Source organism: Zavarzinella formosa DSM 19928 (genome assembly GCF_000255705.1).
Classification (GTDB): Bacteria; Planctomycetota; Planctomycetia; order Gemmatales; family Gemmataceae; genus Zavarzinella; species Zavarzinella formosa.
Genome location: NZ_JH636439.1, coordinates 299,315 through 316,755, shown reverse-complemented (window position 1 = coordinate 316,755; position 17,441 = coordinate 299,315). Strand labels below are relative to the sequence as shown.

General features: G+C 58.1%; 15 protein-coding genes. 10 read left to right on the top strand and 5 right to left on the bottom strand.

Features of this window, described 5'->3' with window-relative positions; genetic code table 11:
- Position 1: 1 nt before the first annotated feature.
- From BGIM_RS0102250 to BGIM_RS0102230, 5 genes are read left to right on the top strand one after another with little or no spacing between them, the layout of a single operon-like run.
- Positions 2–3,406: an acyltransferase domain-containing protein gene (locus BGIM_RS0102250; RefSeq protein WP_020468175.1), complete on the top strand. Its 3,405-nt coding sequence runs from the start codon at positions 2–4 to the stop codon at positions 3,404–3,406.
- On the top strand, positions 3,403–3,684 hold the full coding sequence (locus tag BGIM_RS0102245; protein WP_020468174.1) for a hypothetical protein: 282 nt from the start codon (positions 3,403–3,405) through the stop codon (positions 3,682–3,684). Before BGIM_RS0102250 ends, BGIM_RS0102245 begins: the two co-directional genes overlap by 4 nt.
- Positions 3,685–3,696: 12 nt before the next feature.
- Positions 3,697–4,554, top strand: coding sequence for an alpha/beta fold hydrolase (locus BGIM_RS0102240; RefSeq protein WP_020468173.1), 858 nt, complete (start codon positions 3,697–3,699; stop codon positions 4,552–4,554).
- Between the two features lie 19 nt (positions 4,555–4,573).
- Entirely contained in the window at positions 4,574–5,731 is a 1,158-nt protein-coding gene (locus tag BGIM_RS0102235) for an ABC transporter permease (RefSeq protein ID WP_029629672.1), read from the top strand.
- The gene (locus tag BGIM_RS0102230; RefSeq protein WP_020468171.1) at positions 5,724–6,404 is read left to right on the top strand and encodes an ABC transporter ATP-binding protein; all 681 of its coding nucleotides are present in this window, start codon (positions 5,724–5,726) and stop codon (positions 6,402–6,404) included. Before BGIM_RS0102235 ends, BGIM_RS0102230 begins: the two co-directional genes overlap by 8 nt.
- An 8-nt stretch (positions 6,405–6,412) precedes the next feature.
- On the opposite strand, the gene BGIM_RS0102225 is transcribed toward BGIM_RS0102230, so the two are convergent.
- From BGIM_RS0102225 to BGIM_RS0102210, 4 genes are all read right to left on the bottom strand, one after another.
- Positions 6,413–7,315, bottom strand: coding sequence for a hypothetical protein (locus BGIM_RS0102225; RefSeq protein ID WP_020468170.1), 903 nt, complete (start codon positions 7,313–7,315; stop codon positions 6,413–6,415).
- Between the two features lie 393 nt (positions 7,316–7,708).
- The gene (locus BGIM_RS65515; protein ID WP_020468169.1) at positions 7,709–7,882 is read right to left on the bottom strand and encodes a hypothetical protein; all 174 of its coding nucleotides are present in this window, start codon (positions 7,880–7,882) and stop codon (positions 7,709–7,711) included.
- On the bottom strand, positions 7,879–9,366 hold the full coding sequence (locus BGIM_RS0102215; protein ID WP_086026082.1) for a putative sulfate exporter family transporter: 1,488 nt from the start codon (positions 9,364–9,366) through the stop codon (positions 7,879–7,881). The genes BGIM_RS65515 and BGIM_RS0102215 overlap by 4 nt, the downstream gene beginning before the upstream one ends.
- A 57-nt stretch (positions 9,367–9,423) precedes the next feature.
- Positions 9,424–10,746, bottom strand: coding sequence for a PQQ-binding-like beta-propeller repeat protein (locus BGIM_RS0102210; protein ID WP_020468167.1), 1,323 nt, complete (start codon positions 10,744–10,746; stop codon positions 9,424–9,426).
- 144 nt (positions 10,747–10,890) lie between these two features.
- On the opposite strand from BGIM_RS0102210, the gene BGIM_RS0102200 reads away from it, so the two are divergent.
- The 4 genes from BGIM_RS0102200 to BGIM_RS48320 all read left to right on the top strand — a co-directional run bounded on the left by BGIM_RS0102200 (position 10,891) and on the right by BGIM_RS48320 (position 16,372).
- Entirely contained in the window at positions 10,891–12,207 is a 1,317-nt protein-coding gene (locus tag BGIM_RS0102200; protein ID WP_020468165.1) for a GDSL-type esterase/lipase family protein, read from the top strand.
- Between the two features lie 6 nt (positions 12,208–12,213).
- Entirely contained in the window at positions 12,214–13,284 is a 1,071-nt protein-coding gene (locus BGIM_RS0102195) for a tRNA dihydrouridine synthase (RefSeq protein ID WP_020468164.1), read from the top strand.
- 164 nt (positions 13,285–13,448) lie between these two features.
- Positions 13,449–13,964, top strand: a complete 516-nt coding sequence (locus BGIM_RS0102190) for a HEAT repeat domain-containing protein (RefSeq protein ID WP_020468163.1) — start codon at positions 13,449–13,451, stop codon at positions 13,962–13,964.
- A gap of 140 nt (positions 13,965–14,104) precedes the next feature.
- A complete protein-coding gene (locus tag BGIM_RS48320) occupies positions 14,105–16,372 on the top strand; it encodes a CRTAC1 family protein (protein WP_020468162.1) in 2,268 nt (755 codons plus the stop codon).
- A gap of 19 nt (positions 16,373–16,391) precedes the next feature.
- On the opposite strand, the gene BGIM_RS0102180 is transcribed toward BGIM_RS48320, so the two are convergent.
- Entirely contained in the window at positions 16,392–16,820 is a 429-nt protein-coding gene (locus BGIM_RS0102180; protein ID WP_020468161.1) for a hypothetical protein, read from the bottom strand.
- A gap of 380 nt (positions 16,821–17,200) precedes the next feature.
- Here BGIM_RS0102180 and BGIM_RS64620 point away from each other — a divergent pair.
- On the top strand, positions 17,201–17,441 hold a 241-nt coding region (locus BGIM_RS64620; protein WP_040887539.1), incomplete at its 3' end, for a hypothetical protein.

Sequence of the window (17,441 nt, the reverse complement as noted above, 5' to 3'; positions counted from 1 at the left end):
CATGAACACCATTGAACGTATCCGTCCCTCACGCGCGACCGCCGTGTCGTCCGCCGGGGGATGGGATTCCGAAGTGATTATTTTGGACGGCCATGACCGGGCCGACCTTCTTGACAGGGCGCGCGCCCTGTCAAGTTTTCTTGACGAACATCCTTCCGTCAGTTTGCCATCGCTCGCGTTGACGCTCGCCCGGAATCTGGGGGACGGCAAGGCGAGATTGTCATTTGTCGCCAGCACCTCCGAGGACGCGCAAAAAAAACTGGGCCGGGCAATGGGGCGGCTCGCCGATCCGGCCTGCCAGCAAATCCGGGATGCGGCGGGCATCTACTTTTTTGAACAGCCTCTGTATGTGCCGGGAAACCTCGCGTTGCTCTTTCCCGGCGAAGGCGCGCAATACATGGGGATGATGGCCGACCTGTGCGAGCCTTTCCCGGAGGTTGAGGAAACATTTGCGATTTGTGACCAGATCGCGAAAGATTCAGGCCGGCCGGACCAATCCTTGCGCCGGATCATTCATCCCGCCGCCGATGCCAGCGAAGCGGAAAAAGCTTTCGCGGAAACGGAACTGCGAAAGCTTGGTCCGTCAATCTTGGGCGTGCTGATCGGCGATCTGGTTTTGGAGAGAATTCTCCGCAACCTTCGGGTTCCGGCATCGGCCATCGCCGGGCATAGCGCCGGCGAACTGGCGGCGTTGGTCGCCTCTGGAGCGATTCCGGAGATAAATGATTTTAGCAGTCGTTTGTCGATGATTCAGGATCTGATGCAACGGCAGGAAGATGAAGCCACCGGAGTTGATGTCGCCCTTGTGGCCGTCGGGGCGGGCGGCGGCGTTGTGAAAGAGATCGCGGCGAATGTGGCGGGCGGGGCCGTGATCGTGGCGATGGACAATTGCCCGCATCAATGCGTCGCGGTCGGACCGACCCACTTGGTCGCGGCGATTGAAGAAAAACTGCGGGAACGCAGTTTGATTTGCGAGCGGTTGCCATTCAACCGCCCTTATCACACGCCGTTGTTTGAACCGTGGATGCCTCCGTTCCGGGAACTTTTTCAAGGCATTCCGTTCGTAAAACCACCCATTCCCGTTTACAGCGGCAGCACCGGGCAACGATTCCCGGACCAGCCGGATGCGATTCGTCGTCTGGCGGTCGATCATTGGGTTTCACCGGTTGAATTCACCAAACTCATCGAGACGATGCACGCGGACGGGATTCGCCTGTTTGTCGAGGCTGGCCCTCGCGGCAATCTGTCCGCCTTTGTCGAGGACATTCTGCGAGGCAAGCCGTTTGCCGCCTTGCCCGCGAACACCTCACGACGCTCGGGACCGACCCAGATCAACCATCTGGTCGCCCAATTGGCGGCGCACCATGTCCCCCTCAATCTCGACCACTTGTACGAGCGGCGGGTGACGGAACAAATCGATCATTTGTTCGCTCCCGTCAACCGGATTGCCGAACAGTTTGAACAACCTCCGTTGCCGGTGGATTTCGACGAGGAGATTTCGTCGAATGCCTCCGCTTTCGTGATGGGGTCTTATCTGGATTCGATGGAGCAATTCCTTGATGTCCAGCAAGACGTGATGATGGCGTTCCTGCATGGCCGCAAGGCGGGAGAACCGAGCGCCATCGATATTGCCAGAGTGTTTGAGGCCGAATTCACCGAGCCAGTCGAACCGGAATCACTCGAATCGTATGCTTTGTTGGGGCACGTCGAACATCATGTTCCGGAAACGCCGGAACGAAGCCCGTCGTATGCGCTGCTGGGCCGCATTGAGCATCATGTTCCGGGGCATGAGTTGATGGCCCGCCGCGTTTTGGATGAAACCGAAGACCGATACGCGGACGATCACACATTGGGCGGCCGGGAAGTCAGCCGGGTTGATCCGCGACAGAACGGGCTTCCTGTTTTGCCAATGACGTTCAGCCTGGAGGCGATGGCCGAGGCCGCCTCGACGCTTGTTCCCGGCAAAGTCGTCGTGGCGATCAAAAATGTCCGGCTTTCTCGATGGCTGCCGTTCGACCCCAAGCCGACGACACTGGAGATCCGGGCGTCGGTTCTCTCGTCCGATGATTCATCCGGCGTGGTCGAAGTTCGAGCCGACATTCGTGACCTCGGCAATTCGTTTATGCGGGACGGGGCGAACAAAGTCGCCTCCGAGGCGGTGATTGTCCTCGCGGACGAATATCCCGAACCGCCGACGATGCCCCCGTTTCCGCTCACGGCCGAACAACCTTGCAAAGTCTCGGTTGAGGTGTTGCGGCGAAACATGTTCCACGGCCCGATTTTTCAAATGATTCGGACGCTGGACCGCGCGGGCAACGAAGGCATTGAAGGAACGCTGGAAGTACAGCCGCGGGATCGTTGGCTGCGCTCCAATCCCGACCCGGAAGTCGTGATCGAACCGGCGCTGGTCGATGCGGCCATGCACATTTTTGGGGCGTGGCACCTCGAACAACCGGACTGGACCGGGCGAATCCTGCTTCCCTTCGAGGTGGCTCGGATCGATTTCTACGGCCCGCCCCCGGCCGTCGGCGGAATGTGTTTGATTCGCGGTCACAACGAGCAAGAATCGGCCCGGCATTTCCGGCATGGGCTGGAGATCTTCTCGCCGGATAAGCGGCTTTGGCTGCGAATGGCAGGGGCCGGTTATTGGCGGTTTTATCTGCCGTTCGGCCACGTCAATTTCTTTGGCCCGAAGGATGAATACTTCCTGAGTGATGACTGGCCGGAAGCCTGTCCTCCGCCTGCATCAAGACTTGATGAACAGGGGAAAGCCCAGCCGCAACGCTGCTATTCTCTGGAACTGCCGCCCGACCTCAAACAACCCGTGTTGCGAGCGGCGGCGGCTCGCGTGACGATGACGCCGCGCGAACTTGCCGAGTTCAATGACTGGACCGGGACCGATGCCGGACTCAACGATTGGTTCTTCGGCCGGATGCTGGCAAAAGATGCCGTGCGGGCCGCCTGGAACGAGAAGCATGGCGAGGCTTTGTACCCGGCCGACATCGAGATTGATGTGGACTCTGACGACCGGTTTGTCGCCCGGCCTCGGGGCAATCCCGGCCCGGAACCGCTGTCGCCGGTCACGGTGGCGATGGCTGACGGAAAAGTGGCCGCATTCTCGGCGTTTGCTCCGCGTGTCGGCATCGCTTTGCTGGTTGTTCCCAAGGAGAAGTCAGACATTAAGAATCTCCTCGCCTCGGCCGCTATTCGGTCTGTCGCGGATGCCTTGCGAATTGCCGAAGAAGGATTGACTGCAAAAGTGGATGTGAACACCGGGAAAGCGGTTGTTGAACTATCCGCCGGACTTTCGGCGAAATTCCCAAGTGTCGGCAAACAAGTCTCCGTTCAGACGGCCCGGCAAAAGGGCTTGGTGGTGGCGACCACCACATGCGAGGAAGCCAGATGACCGGCCGATCTGTGGAGGCGATTTACGAAGATCTTCAAGAAGTGATGGCCCGAACATTCCCCGACCGAGAATATTCCGGCCCGGTCGGTCCCGACACTCTGCTCTTTGGCGACATTGGCCTGGCCTCCATTGAGTTTGTCGTGCTTGCGGAAAAATTGGAAGGATATTACGGCCGCAAACTCCCGTTCGGGGCATTGCTCATCACCCTGCGGGATCGCGGGGCCAAAGATTTGGAGTTGGGTGAAATCGTATCATTCCTGCACCAACAAGTGGGATGATTAAGGACACAGATGCCGGAAGTTCAGGCGAACGGGATCAGATTTCATTACCAGCAATCCGGCGAAGGACCGGATGTGGTGTTGCTCCACGCCGTCACCAGCAATCTGGCCGTCTGGATGTTCACCGGGTTGGTGGAAACCTTGGCGACCCAATTCCGGGTCACGCTGTACGATTTCCGCGGCCACGGCTTCAGTGAACGACCGCCGACAGGTTATACTTCCCGCGACATGGCCGAAGACTTCAAGAGTCTTCACGAATCGCTTGGGTTGAAACCAGCGATCCTCGTCGGCCACAGTTTCGGCGGGGTCGTCGGAATGCACGCGGCCATCTCGTCGCCGGAACGAGTCGCGGGCGTCATTTTGTCAGACTCCTTTTTTCCGGGCCTGCGTGACATCGAGCCGAACTTTGGCCGGATGAACATCTGGGCCGATCTTCGGGAGACGTTCTCTTCGGTCGATGTGGACCTTGGCGAAATCGTTGATTTCAACCGATTGTTCTGCTCGGCGGCCGACTTGTCCCCTTCGCAAATGAAGACATTGGAACAAAAAGTGGGCGTGTTCGGCCAGGGTTGGTTGCGACAACTTCCCAAACTCGCCGAGACGACATGCGGCAACGACGTGCTGACTGAAGCCGGGTTGACGGCCGGGAAGATCGCCGGAGTGCGCCAACCCGTCGCGGCTCTGTACGATGAATTCTCCCCGTTCCTCGCCACTTGCGACTGGCTTAAGGCAAACCTGCCACAATGCGAAACGGAAATCATCCCCGGTGCGAAACACCTGGCGATGGTGGAGAACACTCCCGCGTTTACGGATGCCGTTCAACGGCATCTTCGGCGCATGGCGGGCGGGCAACAATCCAACATTGGTTGACGGTCGAATTGGGAACGACATGTATTTTGTGACGTTCGTTTTGAAAAATCTGACCCGGAGGCCGGTGCGCACCGCCCTGACTGTGATCGGTCTGGCCGTCTCCGTCGGCAGCATGATCGCCCTGCTTGGCATCAGTGAAAATGTCGAGCATTCCATCACCGATTCACTGGCACGGCGAGGGGTCGATCTCGTCGTGACCTCGGCTGGCAAAACCGACCAACTCGCCAGCGAAATTGATGAAAAGCTCATCGACCAAGTGCGTCAGATTCCCGGCGTGAAAGAAGTCTCCCCCGCAATGGTCGAGTTGATCGAGATCACCCGCGACAGCGGAACCAGCATCAACGTCCTCGTCCAAGGCTGGCCGGCGGACAACTTTGTTTATGAGGACATCAAGATCCTCTCCGGCCGGCGACTGCTGGCCGGAGATCATGGCAAGGCGATGCTCGGCCTGACCCTTTCCGAAAGCATGGGCAAAGGCGTTGGCGACAAGGTCACCATTCAAGGCGAGCCATTTGAAGTGGTCGGTGTGTATCAGAGTTTTGTTGTCTTTGAAAACGGATCGGCCGCGCTTCCGCTGGACGAAGTGCAACGAATGATGGCCCGGCCGGGCAAGGTGACTGGTTTCTCCATGCGAGTAGAGAAATCGCACAACGATCCCAACAGTTCGGTCGAAGCGATCCGCCAGCAGGTGAATGCCCTGACAGACTCCACCGGAAAGCCCGCCAAACTTTCCGCCCAGACCACGCAAAGCTATGTGGACAGTGTTTCCCAACTCAAGGTGGTGCGGGCGATGGCATGGATGGTGTCGGTCATCGGCATGCTCATTGGCGTCATCAGCATGTTGAACACAATGGTGATGTCTGTTCTGGAGCGAACACAAGAAATCGGCATTCTGCGGGCCATTGGCTGGCCGCGTCGCCGGGTGGTGAAAATGATCCTCGGTGAATCGGTGATATTGGCCCTGTCGGCGGCGGTTTTGGGAACCATCGGGGCGTTTGCCGCCACCTATGTTCTTGCGTTGTTCCCGAAGGTGAACGGTTTCATCGAAGGAGGAGTGCCTTTGAAGGTGGCGATGGAGGGTACGGCGTTCGCTGTTCTCATCGGTCTCTTCGGTGGCTCTTATCCCGCCTTCCGGGCCGCCCGATTGCTCCCCACCGAGGCGATTCGACATGTCTGAGAACCCCAAAGACTTTTTGCTGTATGCCGATCAACTGCACAAGCAGTACCCGGACGGCCAGGTGCGCGCCTTGGGCGGTGTTTCGCTCGGAATCAAGGAAGCCGAATACACGGCCATCACCGGCCCGTCCGGTTGCGGCAAATCGACGCTGCTCAATGTCATCGGGGCGCTCGACCGGCCGGACAAAGGTGAAGTGTTTTTTCGCGGGGCCCCTTTGGGGAACCAACGGGATTTGGATCGGTTTCGCGCCAGACAAATCGGCTTCGTCTTCCAGTCCTTCTTTCTGCTGCCAACGCTCACCAGTCTGGAGAATGTTCAAATTCCCATGTTTGAGGGGGCTTTGGGCAGCCGGGAACGGACCCGCAAGGCCGAGGAATTGTTGGGGTTGGTGGGGATGAGCCACCGGGCCGGACACCGGCCGGGACAGTTGTCCGTCGGCGAAAGGCAGCGGATCGCGCTGGCAAGATCACTGGCCAACGACCCGGTTCTGTTGCTGGCCGACGAACCAACCGGGAACTTGGATTCCCATAACGCGACGCTGGTGCTTGATTTGTTGACGAATTTGCGAAGAGATCGGCGATTGTCGCTGCTGATTGTGACACACAGCCCGGACGTGGCCGCCCGGGCTGATCGAGTGATTCGGATGCGTGACGGACAAATCGTCGCCAACTGAAACACAGTTTACTTGTTGTTGGCGGCCACTTCTTTGATCAATTCCCGTCGCAGCGACCGCACCTGACTTTGGACAACCAGCGGGAACTTGGATCGCAGGAGGTTAGCCCCCTCGAACCATTTGGTGGGTTCGGTGAACACCACGTGTTGTTCGATGAACAACGCTCCGGCCGGTTCGGCCAGTTTGGTCACTTTCATATAAAAACCGGCCCCGCCGTAAGGAGAAGCCGATCCGCTGGAGAGCTTGCCCGCCCCTTTGGACAAAGGGAGCCACTGATTGGGGAACTCGGCATCGCCCGCGAACCGGGGATCGATCATGGCGGCAATGATCACGGAATCATCACCCTTGCTCCACATCACCCGGCCGGTGGCCTGAATCTGGACTTTTTCCAAGAAGTCGATCCGGATGTTGGCGAATCGTTCCCGCTTTTCATCGGCATCAGTGAACTCAATTTTTCGCTTGGCCAGATCAGCCTTGGTGAGTACTTTGCCATCGTTCTTGCCGCCGTCCTTGCCCGCGTTGCTGAATCGATCAATGGCCGACTGGTCATCTGCGTTGCCAAAGTTGCCATAGGCCACAAACCATGTGTCAACGCTGCGGGCCGGGGCTTTCGGGTCAGAAGGAGTGATATTGTTGATTCTCAGCACATGAGGAGCCACGACCGATTGGCGGGTGAATGCCTCATAGGTGTAATCCGTGCCGATCACTTTCTTAATGATGATTTTCTGGGCTTCCGAATCCAGCCCGTCCGTCATTGTCGGGGCGGGCAGTTTCGCTTTAAACTCCGACCCCAAGGACAGGCCGGGTTCGAGCAGTTCTTTGTAAAGCGGATTGGTCGCCTCATGACCGGATGGTTTGACCGGGGTTTCGGCCGGGGCGAGCGAAAGAAGGCCAAGGATGATGGGATACATCGTTTATTTTCCGATTAAGGGTCCTGATGGGCTGGCGGCCGACGGAATCGACGACGCGATTCCATGAAGGCTGCCAGCGTCAAGGGGCGATATTCACAGCCCAACTTATGCAAAGAGAATGCCATCACGGGTAAGAATTAGCCGCAATGCCCAACATCTCCAAAATGTGCCGTATGTGCCATCTTTTTTATTCCAATCGCACGGATCACCCATCCATTCCTACAGGAGCAGCGGTGTTTCCCTTACAGTTTATCGCAGAAGAGGGGCAGGAATTTACAATGAGCCTTGAGATGGCGTGAAATGGTTACACCCGTTGGAAACGCATGGCAAAAGACATGGCCGGGCTTTGCCGGCCTTAATGACCAACAAAGCCTGTTTTCGAGAGGTTTGGGGTCAGCCGGTCGGGAAGTAGGTCTGGCTGACCCGATAAAGGATGCCCAACAAGACGACTCCCAGAATCAGGCTTCCGGCAATCAGTTGCTTCTCAATGGGCAGCAACGGTTCGGCCTGCACGCGGGCCAGTTCGGCGGCGGTTTCGGCCGTGGTCGGTGTTTTTGGCTTGCTCATTTGGCGCCTCCAACGGTCATGGGCATCACATCATGGAAGAACAACCAAGAGATGCCCAGACCCACCCAGATGATGAATCCGAACAGCGACACGACATACACAAGAGCCAGCCGACCCAACCCCTCGGCCCACAATTTGCGGAAGTTCGCGTGCAAGCCAATGGCGAAGAACGTCAGCACAAAAAACAGTTTGCGGAACACGTCCGTTTGATCTGTCCCGGATTTCAGCTCTTTGAGCAACTCCGGTCGCTTCATGCCGATGAACATGAAGATGCCGAAGGTCAGAGCATAACCGATGACGAACTTCGGGAAGCGTTGCCAGATGTCCGCAAAGGGAAGTTTCTTCCCTTGAGTTTTGTCAATCTTCCACGACCAGATGGCTCCGAGGATGACCGCCCACACGCCGATGAACAAGTCAATGAACACTTTCACGGTGGTCGTCGTCATGGCCATTTCGCCGGGCTTGTAGACCACGCCCCCCTCGGCGGCTTTCGCGTATACGAACGCTTGGGTGATCTCGCCGCTGGCGATGGCCGCCCCGTCTGTCTTTACCGCCAATCCCATCCACGCGGCGGCGACCATTGGTTGATCGGAAAGAAACGTGCGGGCCGCCCACGGCAACAGAAGCATTTCAATGACCGAGAACACCACCACCAGTGATGAAACCATCACCGGCACCACCGGCCGCGCCCGGATGGCGGCCCCGGTGGTGATGGCGGCCGACACCCCGCAAATGCTGATGCCGGACGCCAGCGGCGCGGCCCATTCCCGGCTGAACTTGAAATACTTGCGGGCGACGAAATACACGACCGCCCAATAAATCAGATAGGCTTCGATGATGGCCGCCAGCCCGCGAAACAACAGGGCGTAAGTGCGATCAGATGCCTCGGCGGCCTTGAAGCCCAGACCGGCGCCGTAAATCACGATGGCCGTTTTCACGAACAATTCCGACCGGGCGGCCTCGGACAACCAACCGGCGAATCGCGGGATGAAGTTGGCGATCAACAGCCCGCCGATCAAGGCGAGCAAATACCCGGCCTCGCCGGTCAGGCCCACCGACCATTCGAGGCCGAGAGCCTTCCGCTTGTCTGGCGTGGCGGCGATCCAGCCGTGATTGCCGAGGATCCAGCATCCAAAGGCGAGGAAGAACAACACGGTGAACCCGGCCGCGAACCGTTTGGGATTCCCGCCGATGAACCATGAACCGGCCGTCAGAGTGACCAGCAGAAACGCAAAGGTGACGCCCAGACTGCCAAGCCCGCCGAGGTCGGCGAAATTCTTGGAGGCCGGGGCGATGACCTTGGCGGGATCGACCCACTCTTTGGTGGCGACGGCCCATCCGAGCAAGTCAAGTTTGCCAATCACCCCGAGACTCAGCCCGATGATGAGGCAACCCAAAAGCACAGCAAAAACATCTTCCGAACGAAGCCAGTGTGATCGGGGTGGGACAGGTTCGGCAGGAGGAGAAGAATCGGTGTCGGCCATCATGATCCTTGGAGGGAGAGAACCGTCAACTCGTTGTACACGCTTGGGCCAAAGGGGTCACTTTTCCTCGATGGCGTACAAGAACTTTTCGCCGCGAAGGAAGAGCGTCTTTCCGGCGATCACCGGCGAGGCATCCACCGGGTCGTTCAACTTGTTCACGGAAATCACGCTCGGAGCATCCCCGGCTTTCACCACCACGGTCGTTCCGGAACGATCAGTGAAGTAAACCCGCCCGGCGGCGGCCACCGGCGACCCGTAAAAGGAACTTGCCGGGAGCCGTTCGTTGCTCACAAGAGCCTTGCCGGTTTTCGCGTCCAACACCGTCATCATCTGAGTATTCGCCGACGTGAAATACAAACGGCCTTCGTACAGAATCGGCGACGGCACATATGGCGTCCCCTTGGCATAACTCCACAACACCTTCTTCGTCCCCGTGATATCTCCGGTTGCATCAAGGGGAATGGCGACGGCCGCCGCCCCGCGATAACCGCTCAACACAAAGGCCACCCCGTCGGCCGCGAGGGGAGAAGGAATCGCGTTGACGGTCATCCCGCCGCATTCCCAAATCACTTTGCCATCGGCGATGTCATAAGACCGGATTTTGTTGGTCCCGTTGAGAATCACTTGTGTTTTGCCGGCATATTCGACAACCAGCGGCGTGTTCCAGCTTGTCTTCTCTTCCCGCTTGACTTCCCACTTCGTCTTGCCGGTGGCCGCATCAAGGGCGATCAGTTTGGAGTCGATCTCTTGGTCCCAGTTTAACAGAAGCGTGTCGCCGTGGATCACCGGAGTCACCGCTTCGCCCCACCCCAGTCGTGAGACAATCCGGCCAATATCCCTGGCCCACAATTGTTTGCCTTCCAAATCATAAGCGTAGATGCCGAACGACCCGAAGGAGACGTACAACCGTTTGCCATCCGTCGTCGGCGAACCGGCGGCGTAGGAATGGGTTTCGTGATGCCCTTCGTGCGGAACCTTCTCGGCCGCGATTTGTTTCCAGCGAACCTTGCCGGTTGCCCGGTCAAAACTGATGACTTCAAAGCGATAGAAATTAGAGGGCGCGGTGGTCTTCCGCTCCAAGGTGTTGTTCACTTTCGGCAATTCATCAGCCTTGGCGACGCGGTCGGTTTCCACGGCCGTCAGAACAATCACCTGATCGCCCCACACAATCGGTGTCGCGCTTCCCCGGCCGGTCAACGGGGCTTTCCATTTGATGTTTGTTTTGGCGTCCCATGTGGTCGGAGGATTGGCCCCCGCCGGGGCGACGCCGTTGGAAGCTGGTCCCCGCCAAGTCGGCCAGTTGTCCGTTGGGGCGGGTTCGGCTCCGCACAGGGTAAGGGCGAAGACGGCTGATGCCGTCAGAGTGATGATACTTTTCACGTTGTTTCCTTGATGAGCCGGGACAATTGGAAGACGGTCTTGAATTCCGTTTCATTCACTGTTGATCGTCGCGTATGATACTCCCCGTCGATCGCGTTACTCTCCGCCAGCGTATTCCCATTGTTTACTGGAAACGGGTTGAACATGAACAAACGGATTCTACTTGCCGCCGCCATGTTGATGGCCTTTGTGCCGCAAGCCGGGGCGCAAACCGCCGTACCAGTTGGCTTCCCCCTCAAAGACGGCGATGTTTGGGTGATGGCCGGCGACAGTATCACCGCCCAACACTTGCACTCGAACTATTTCGAGGCGTTCTGCTACGCCCGGTATCCGAAACTGAAATTCGCCTTCCGCAACTCGGGCGTCGGCGGACACACCATCCCGTCCACGATGGCCCGTTTTGATTGGGACATCGCCGTTTGGAAGCCGACCGTCGTTTCCGTCGAACTCGGCATGAACGATCAAGGGGGAACCCCGACTGACAAGTACATCGCCAACATGGGCGACTTCGACGCCATGATCCGCAAAGCGGGCGCCCGGCCGGTTTATTTCACGGCCAGCCCGATCAACAACGGCAGCACGATGAAGAACATCAGCGGCAACGCCAAACTTAATGACTACGCGATTGCCCTGAAGAAATTCGCCGAAGGCAAGAACGCACCGTTTGCCGACCAGTTTCATCAACTCGTCGATGTGTGGGGGAACAACAAGCCGAACGAAAACCTGCTCACTGCTTTGGGCACCATCCGCTCACTTGCGCAAAATGACAAAGTGGAAGGTGTCGAACATTTGAAAGACTTTTTAGCGGTTCAGGCGAAGAGCAAGAAAATACTGTATTCAATGACGGGCGACCCCGTTCACCCCGGCACGCCCGGTCAATTGACGATGGCCGCCGCTTTGCTGAAGGAACTCGGGGCCGAACCGTTTGTCAGCAGCGTTGTCTTGGATTCCAAGGGACAAGTCACGGAGGCGAAGGGTTGCAAAGTGGAAGCAGGCAAAGAAGACGGCGGGACGATCAGTTTCACCCGCACGGATGACTGTGCTGGTTTCCCGATTCCGGACGACGCCCGCTCCATGCTCACGTTTTACCCGGTGATTCTCGAATTGAGCCAGCACACCCTTGCGGTAAAAGGCTTGAAGGGGAACTACAATCTGGCGATCAACGGCCTCGCCGTGGGAACCGTGTCCGGCGAGGAATTGGAAAAAGGGGTCAACCTGACCACCTTCGCGAAAGGGGCAATTGCCGATCAAGGCAAGGCGATTCTCAACGCGGTCGGTTCCAAGGAAAACCTTGTTGGCCAAGTGCGTGGTCAATCGAAGGCCGCGATTGCTCCGGGGGTTGATGCGAACGTGAAAGCCAAGTTCGACGCCTTGCTCAAGCAGGTTGAGGCGGCCGATGAGAAAATCCGCGAAGCGGCCAAGCCCAAGGCGATGAAGTTTGATTTGATTCCCGCAAAATAAGAGTTCATGAGCCAGCCAACGATCACGCCCGGCGTTCCCGCTTTGGTCCTTGCCCCGATGGACGGGGTGACCGATGCCCCCATGCGGGCGCTTCAAGGGGAGATCGGTTCCTTCACCTATGCGGTGACCGAGTTTTTGCGGATCAGCCACTCGGTCCCGCATAAGGGAGTCTTTTTCCATCATGTCCCCGAACTTCACAACGGCGGGCTGACGCCGACCGGGTTGCCCGTTCAAGTGCAATTGCTCGGCGGTCATCCCGGCCGGTTGGCCGAGGCGGCCTTGGTCGCCTGTTCGGCCGGGGCGACATCCATTGACTTGAATTTTGGCTGTCCCGCCCCCACCGTGAACCGTCATGACGGCGGCGCCACGCTGCTGAAACATCCAGCCCGCCTCCGCGAAATTGTCCGAACGGTCCGGGAGGCCGTGCCTGCGGACATCCCCGTCTCGGCCAAGATGCGATTGGGATGGGATTGTGTGAATTCGGTTTTTGAGAATGCCGAGATGGCCACCGAGGGCGGGGCATCTTGGCTTACCATCCACGCCCGCACCCGCTCGCAGGGATACGCCCCGCCGGTTGACTGGCCGATGGTTGGCCGGGTCCGCGAGCGCGTGTCGATTCCCGTGATTGCCAACGGGGATATCCAGTCAATCGAGGGATTTCGCCAATGCCGCGAAGAGACCGGCTGCGAACATTTCATGATCGGCCGGGGCGCCCTTGCCAGACCGCAACTCTCGCACGAGATCGCGACTGAATTGGGGTTGGCCCAACCCATGATGAACGATGACATCGGCTGGCCGACCCGGATGAAAAAGCTGATGGCTTGGAATCAAACGTTCACGGATCGTTGGCAAACCCGCACCGTCAATCGAATGAAACAATGGCTGCGGCTGGCTGACCTCTTCGGGGATTTTACCCTCTTTGACGCCGTGAAACGGGCCACAAGCGTCGATGAATTGCTGGCCATTCTTGAAGGCACACAGCCTCCGGTGATCCCGGAAGCGGATGTCAACAATCAGCCCAAGTCTTCCCGGCAGACGACACCGGGCGAATGCCCCAAGTGTGTCGCAATTTGCTGATCTCATTCCTCATTCCTCGCTCTTGGTGCTGAATCCTTTTATCCGCAATCTGTGTGTGGTATAAACGGGCAATTGACCGCTTGATGGATGTCGGCGACAGTCATGATCGATTGTTTGAATGATTGTCACCATCCGATTTGATGCCCTCATGTTCGAGACTCGTGATGCAAAATTGGCTTCGCCGAATGCTCGCGCCCGCCCGGCGCGAGACTCGGCCGGAATTGCTGGTTCGGGCAAACTCATTGGATGCCGAGACACGACGCGGGGCGGTTGACGGGCTGGCCCTGTCGGCAGAACCGTGGGCCGGACCGGCACTGGTCAATCTGCTGGGCGACAGTCACTCGGTCGTTCGGGAAGCCGCGAATGCGGCATTCAGACAACTCGGTTCAAATGCCTCGCCGATTCTTCAAAAGGGATTGGAACACGCCGTTCCCGAAGTCGCCAAGACATCGGCCGAATTGCTGGGAGAGTTGGGAACAAGCGAGGCGGTTGGCCCGTTGTTGCTCGCGCTCAAATATGGTCCCCGGCCGGTGCAACTGGCGGCCCGGAGATCGCTCATCAAACTCGGCGAGGCGAGTGTTCCGGCGCTGGAACTGGCCCAAGGCGAGACGCATCCTTGGGTGAAACAACAAATTGACGAGATTCTCGCCGCGACCCAAAGAACTGCCCGCATGAAGTAAGATCAATTGATCGTATCAATAGATGAACAAGGTTCTGGCGTTCGGATCGGCCACCGGATAAAATTCCTGCCATCGGTCAAATGGTCGCATCTCTCCCCTCGATGTCTGCTTCTGACGACTTCGTTGTTTAAGGACGATCCATGACGAGATTTTACCGCCTGCTTTTGATCTGGGTCGTGATCGGCCTTGCCGTCTTCGGCATCCGCGCCTGGATACTTCGATCAAGTCCGGTGCCCGTCAAAACCAACGAGGCAGAGCAAACTCGCTATGAGCCTCGTCAGGAGATCGAGACGAGCGGGTTTCTCGCCGTTTTCGCCAGCATCGAGCCTTGGCGCCCCGATTCATCGTTGGAGCAACATGCCGAGTCATACCTGCAAGCGATCCCTCGGGGCCTGACCTCGATGGACCTCTACATGGAGCGGGGTTTTCATCCGAGGATTCTCCTGCAAAGGGCAAGCGTTTATCACGCAAAAGGGGACACGGTTTCCGCTTACAAAACACTCGAAGACTTGGAATCACGGATCAAAGGCACCGAGCTTGAGGAGAAGTGGCTTTACACGGTGATTTACTACAAGGGCGTGACCGCCCTTCGCCGCGGCGAGACCGACAATTGCATTCTGTGCCGGGGTGAAAGTTCCTGTATTTTTCCGATTGCCCAAACCGCCATCCACACCAATCCCGGCGGTTCCCGGCAGGCCATCGAACATTTCACCGAATATCTCCGGCTGTTTCCCGACGACTTGGAGGTGAGGTGGTTGCTGAACTTGGCGCACATGACTCTCGGCGAACATCCCGCCAAGGTCGATCCGCGTCATGTGTTGATGCCGGACGGCCTGGCCAAGTCCGAGTTTGACATCGGCAAATTCCGCGACGTGGGCCATCTCGTTGGCGTGAACCGGCTCAACCAGTCCGGCGGCGCCATCATGGAAGACTTCGACAATGACGGGTTGCTCGATCTCGCGGTCACCTGCTGGGCGCCCTCCGAACCGATGGCTTTTTATCGCAACAAGGGAGACGGCACCTTCGAGGACCGGACCAAGGCGGCGGGGCTGGACAAGCAGAAGGGGGGGCTTTACTGCGTCCAGACGGATTACAACAACGATGGGCACATGGACATTTTCATTCCCCGAGGCTCGTGGCTGCCGCAAAACCTGGCCCAGCGCCCCAGCTTGTTGCGGAACAACGGCGACGGCACGTTCACTGATGTCACACTCGAAGCCGGGTTGCTTCTCGCGACTAATTCAACCAGCGCCACTTGGGCGGATTACGACAACGATGGCTTTCTCGATCTGTTCGTCTGCTGTCAGAGGCAACCCAGCCTTCTTTACCACAACAAGGGGGATGGAACCTTCGAGGAAGTGTCCGTCCGCTCCGGTTTGCCGACCGACCTGACGATCGGTTGCCTTGGGGCATCGTGGATCGACATTGACAACGATGGCTACCCGGAATTGTTTTTGAACATCTCGACCGGGATTTTGGGGAACGGCGGAGAAGGAAGCGCCCGATTGTTCCGAAACAACCGCAACGGCTCCTTCACAGACATCTCCACCCAAGCGGGCATTGACGGGCCGACTTCCGGCTTCTCTTGTTGGGCGTTCGACTTCGACAACGATGGCTGGCTGGACATTTTCGCCACTTCCAGCAGCCACACGTTGAAAGAGGTGGTCGAGGGCATTCTGGACATGCCGTGCAAACAACAATCCAAGGCGAGACTCTACCGCAATCTTCAGGGCAAGGGATTCAAGGACGTGACCAAAGAAGCGGGGCTGGACAAGGTTTACTCCCCGATGGGCAGCAACTTTGGCGACCTCGACAACGATGGCTATCTCGATTTCTATCTGGCCACCGGCGACCCCGGCTTGGGCACGCTGATCCCCAACCGCTTGTTCAAAAATGTCGCCGGGAAGCGATTCTCAGAAATCACCGAATCATCGCGGACGGGGCATCTGCAAAAAGGGCACGGCGTGGCCATCGGCGACTGGGACCGCAACGGGACCGCTGATTTGTTTGTCGAACTGGGAGGGGCCATCCACGGCGACCGGTATCACAATGTTTTGTTTCAGAACCCCGGTCAGGGAAACAACTGGCTCTCGATCAAACTGATCGGCGCCAAAACCAACCGGGCGGCGATCGGAGCGCGCATCAAAGTGGTGACTTCAGGGAACGAACCGCTAACGGTCTGCCGACATGTTTCTTCCGGCAGTAGTTTCGGGGCCAACCCGCTGGAACAGCACATCGGCTTGGGTAAAGCCGACAAGGTGGCCCGCCTGGAGGTTTACTGGCCGACCAGCGGCACGACACAAGTCTTCCACGACATCGCCATCAATCAGGGGATCGTGATTACCGAGTCCGCCAAGGACTATCAAAAACGATCATGGAAAGCGATCACGCCGCCGATGTCGGAATGAGGCTTGAAAGGGCCAATGCTCACCCTGCTTGCGTGGGGGAGGTCTTGCCCTGCTGGGTGGAGCGACTGGCCCGGAGTTTGTCGAGCAACATTCGGGAGGCAGCCGCCGGGTCGGCCGGAAGGGCTGCCGCCGGGGTGACGCTGGCGGTCACGGTCGGCGTGGCCGCGCTGGTGCCGCCGTGGTTCCCAACGCCGAACATGGCTTCCATCTCTTCGATTTTCACATTGCGTTCAATGCGAACATAAACAACTTGATGGAACGGCACAATGAACCCGCGGGATTCCTCGATGGTGCCACCGACCCGTCCCCGAAGGGACAAGAAATTGGCGTCCAACCGGATCAGGGCATCCACGCAAATTTCCGAGTTATTGCTGAGGACAATCACTGTCTTGCCATGTTCCCGTTCGGGAATGGCCCGAAACAGGTCAATCCATTCTTGATTCGTCATCGGAAGGGGTACCCCAGATTGAGCGTACCGAAGTGTAGGTCACGAAAGCGGAGGCAGAGAGAATTTTGGCCACGGACTAAACACAGATCAAACAGAGATTCAGACAAGACCAAAATAATGATAAAAACAGGTGGGTGCGGCGGCCTGCAGAGCCGAAAACCTTCCCTTTAGTGTTGTCTCACCCACCACATGCCACCGAACTCCATCTTCGCCCGTCGGGGAACCGTTGAACCTGCGGGAGTCGCGGTTCCCTCGCTGGCGCGTTTTGAAGTTGCGCTTTTTGCTGAGGAGAGTGGGCCGGGATAGAAAAACGAGACTCCCCCGGCCGGATCGGTTGGGCCGTGAGGCCGGGTGATCACCAACCGGAAGGAGTCTCGGTCATGATTGTGCAAGAAGGACTCCCCGGAATCAAACAGTTTCTTCGTCCGGCCGGCCTGAGTCCCCGGGCGCTCGGCCTGGTGATTCGTTGCGTGGCGGCGTTTTGTTTGCATTGGGGGCGCATGAGCGCCTCGCAAGCCTCGGGGTCGGTGGCCTCGGAGCCGCGTCATCGCGCCCAGATCAGCCGGTTTCTCGGCCGCAAGGGCCTTCGCCAACGGCCGCCGCTGGCTCTGGTGCGGGACC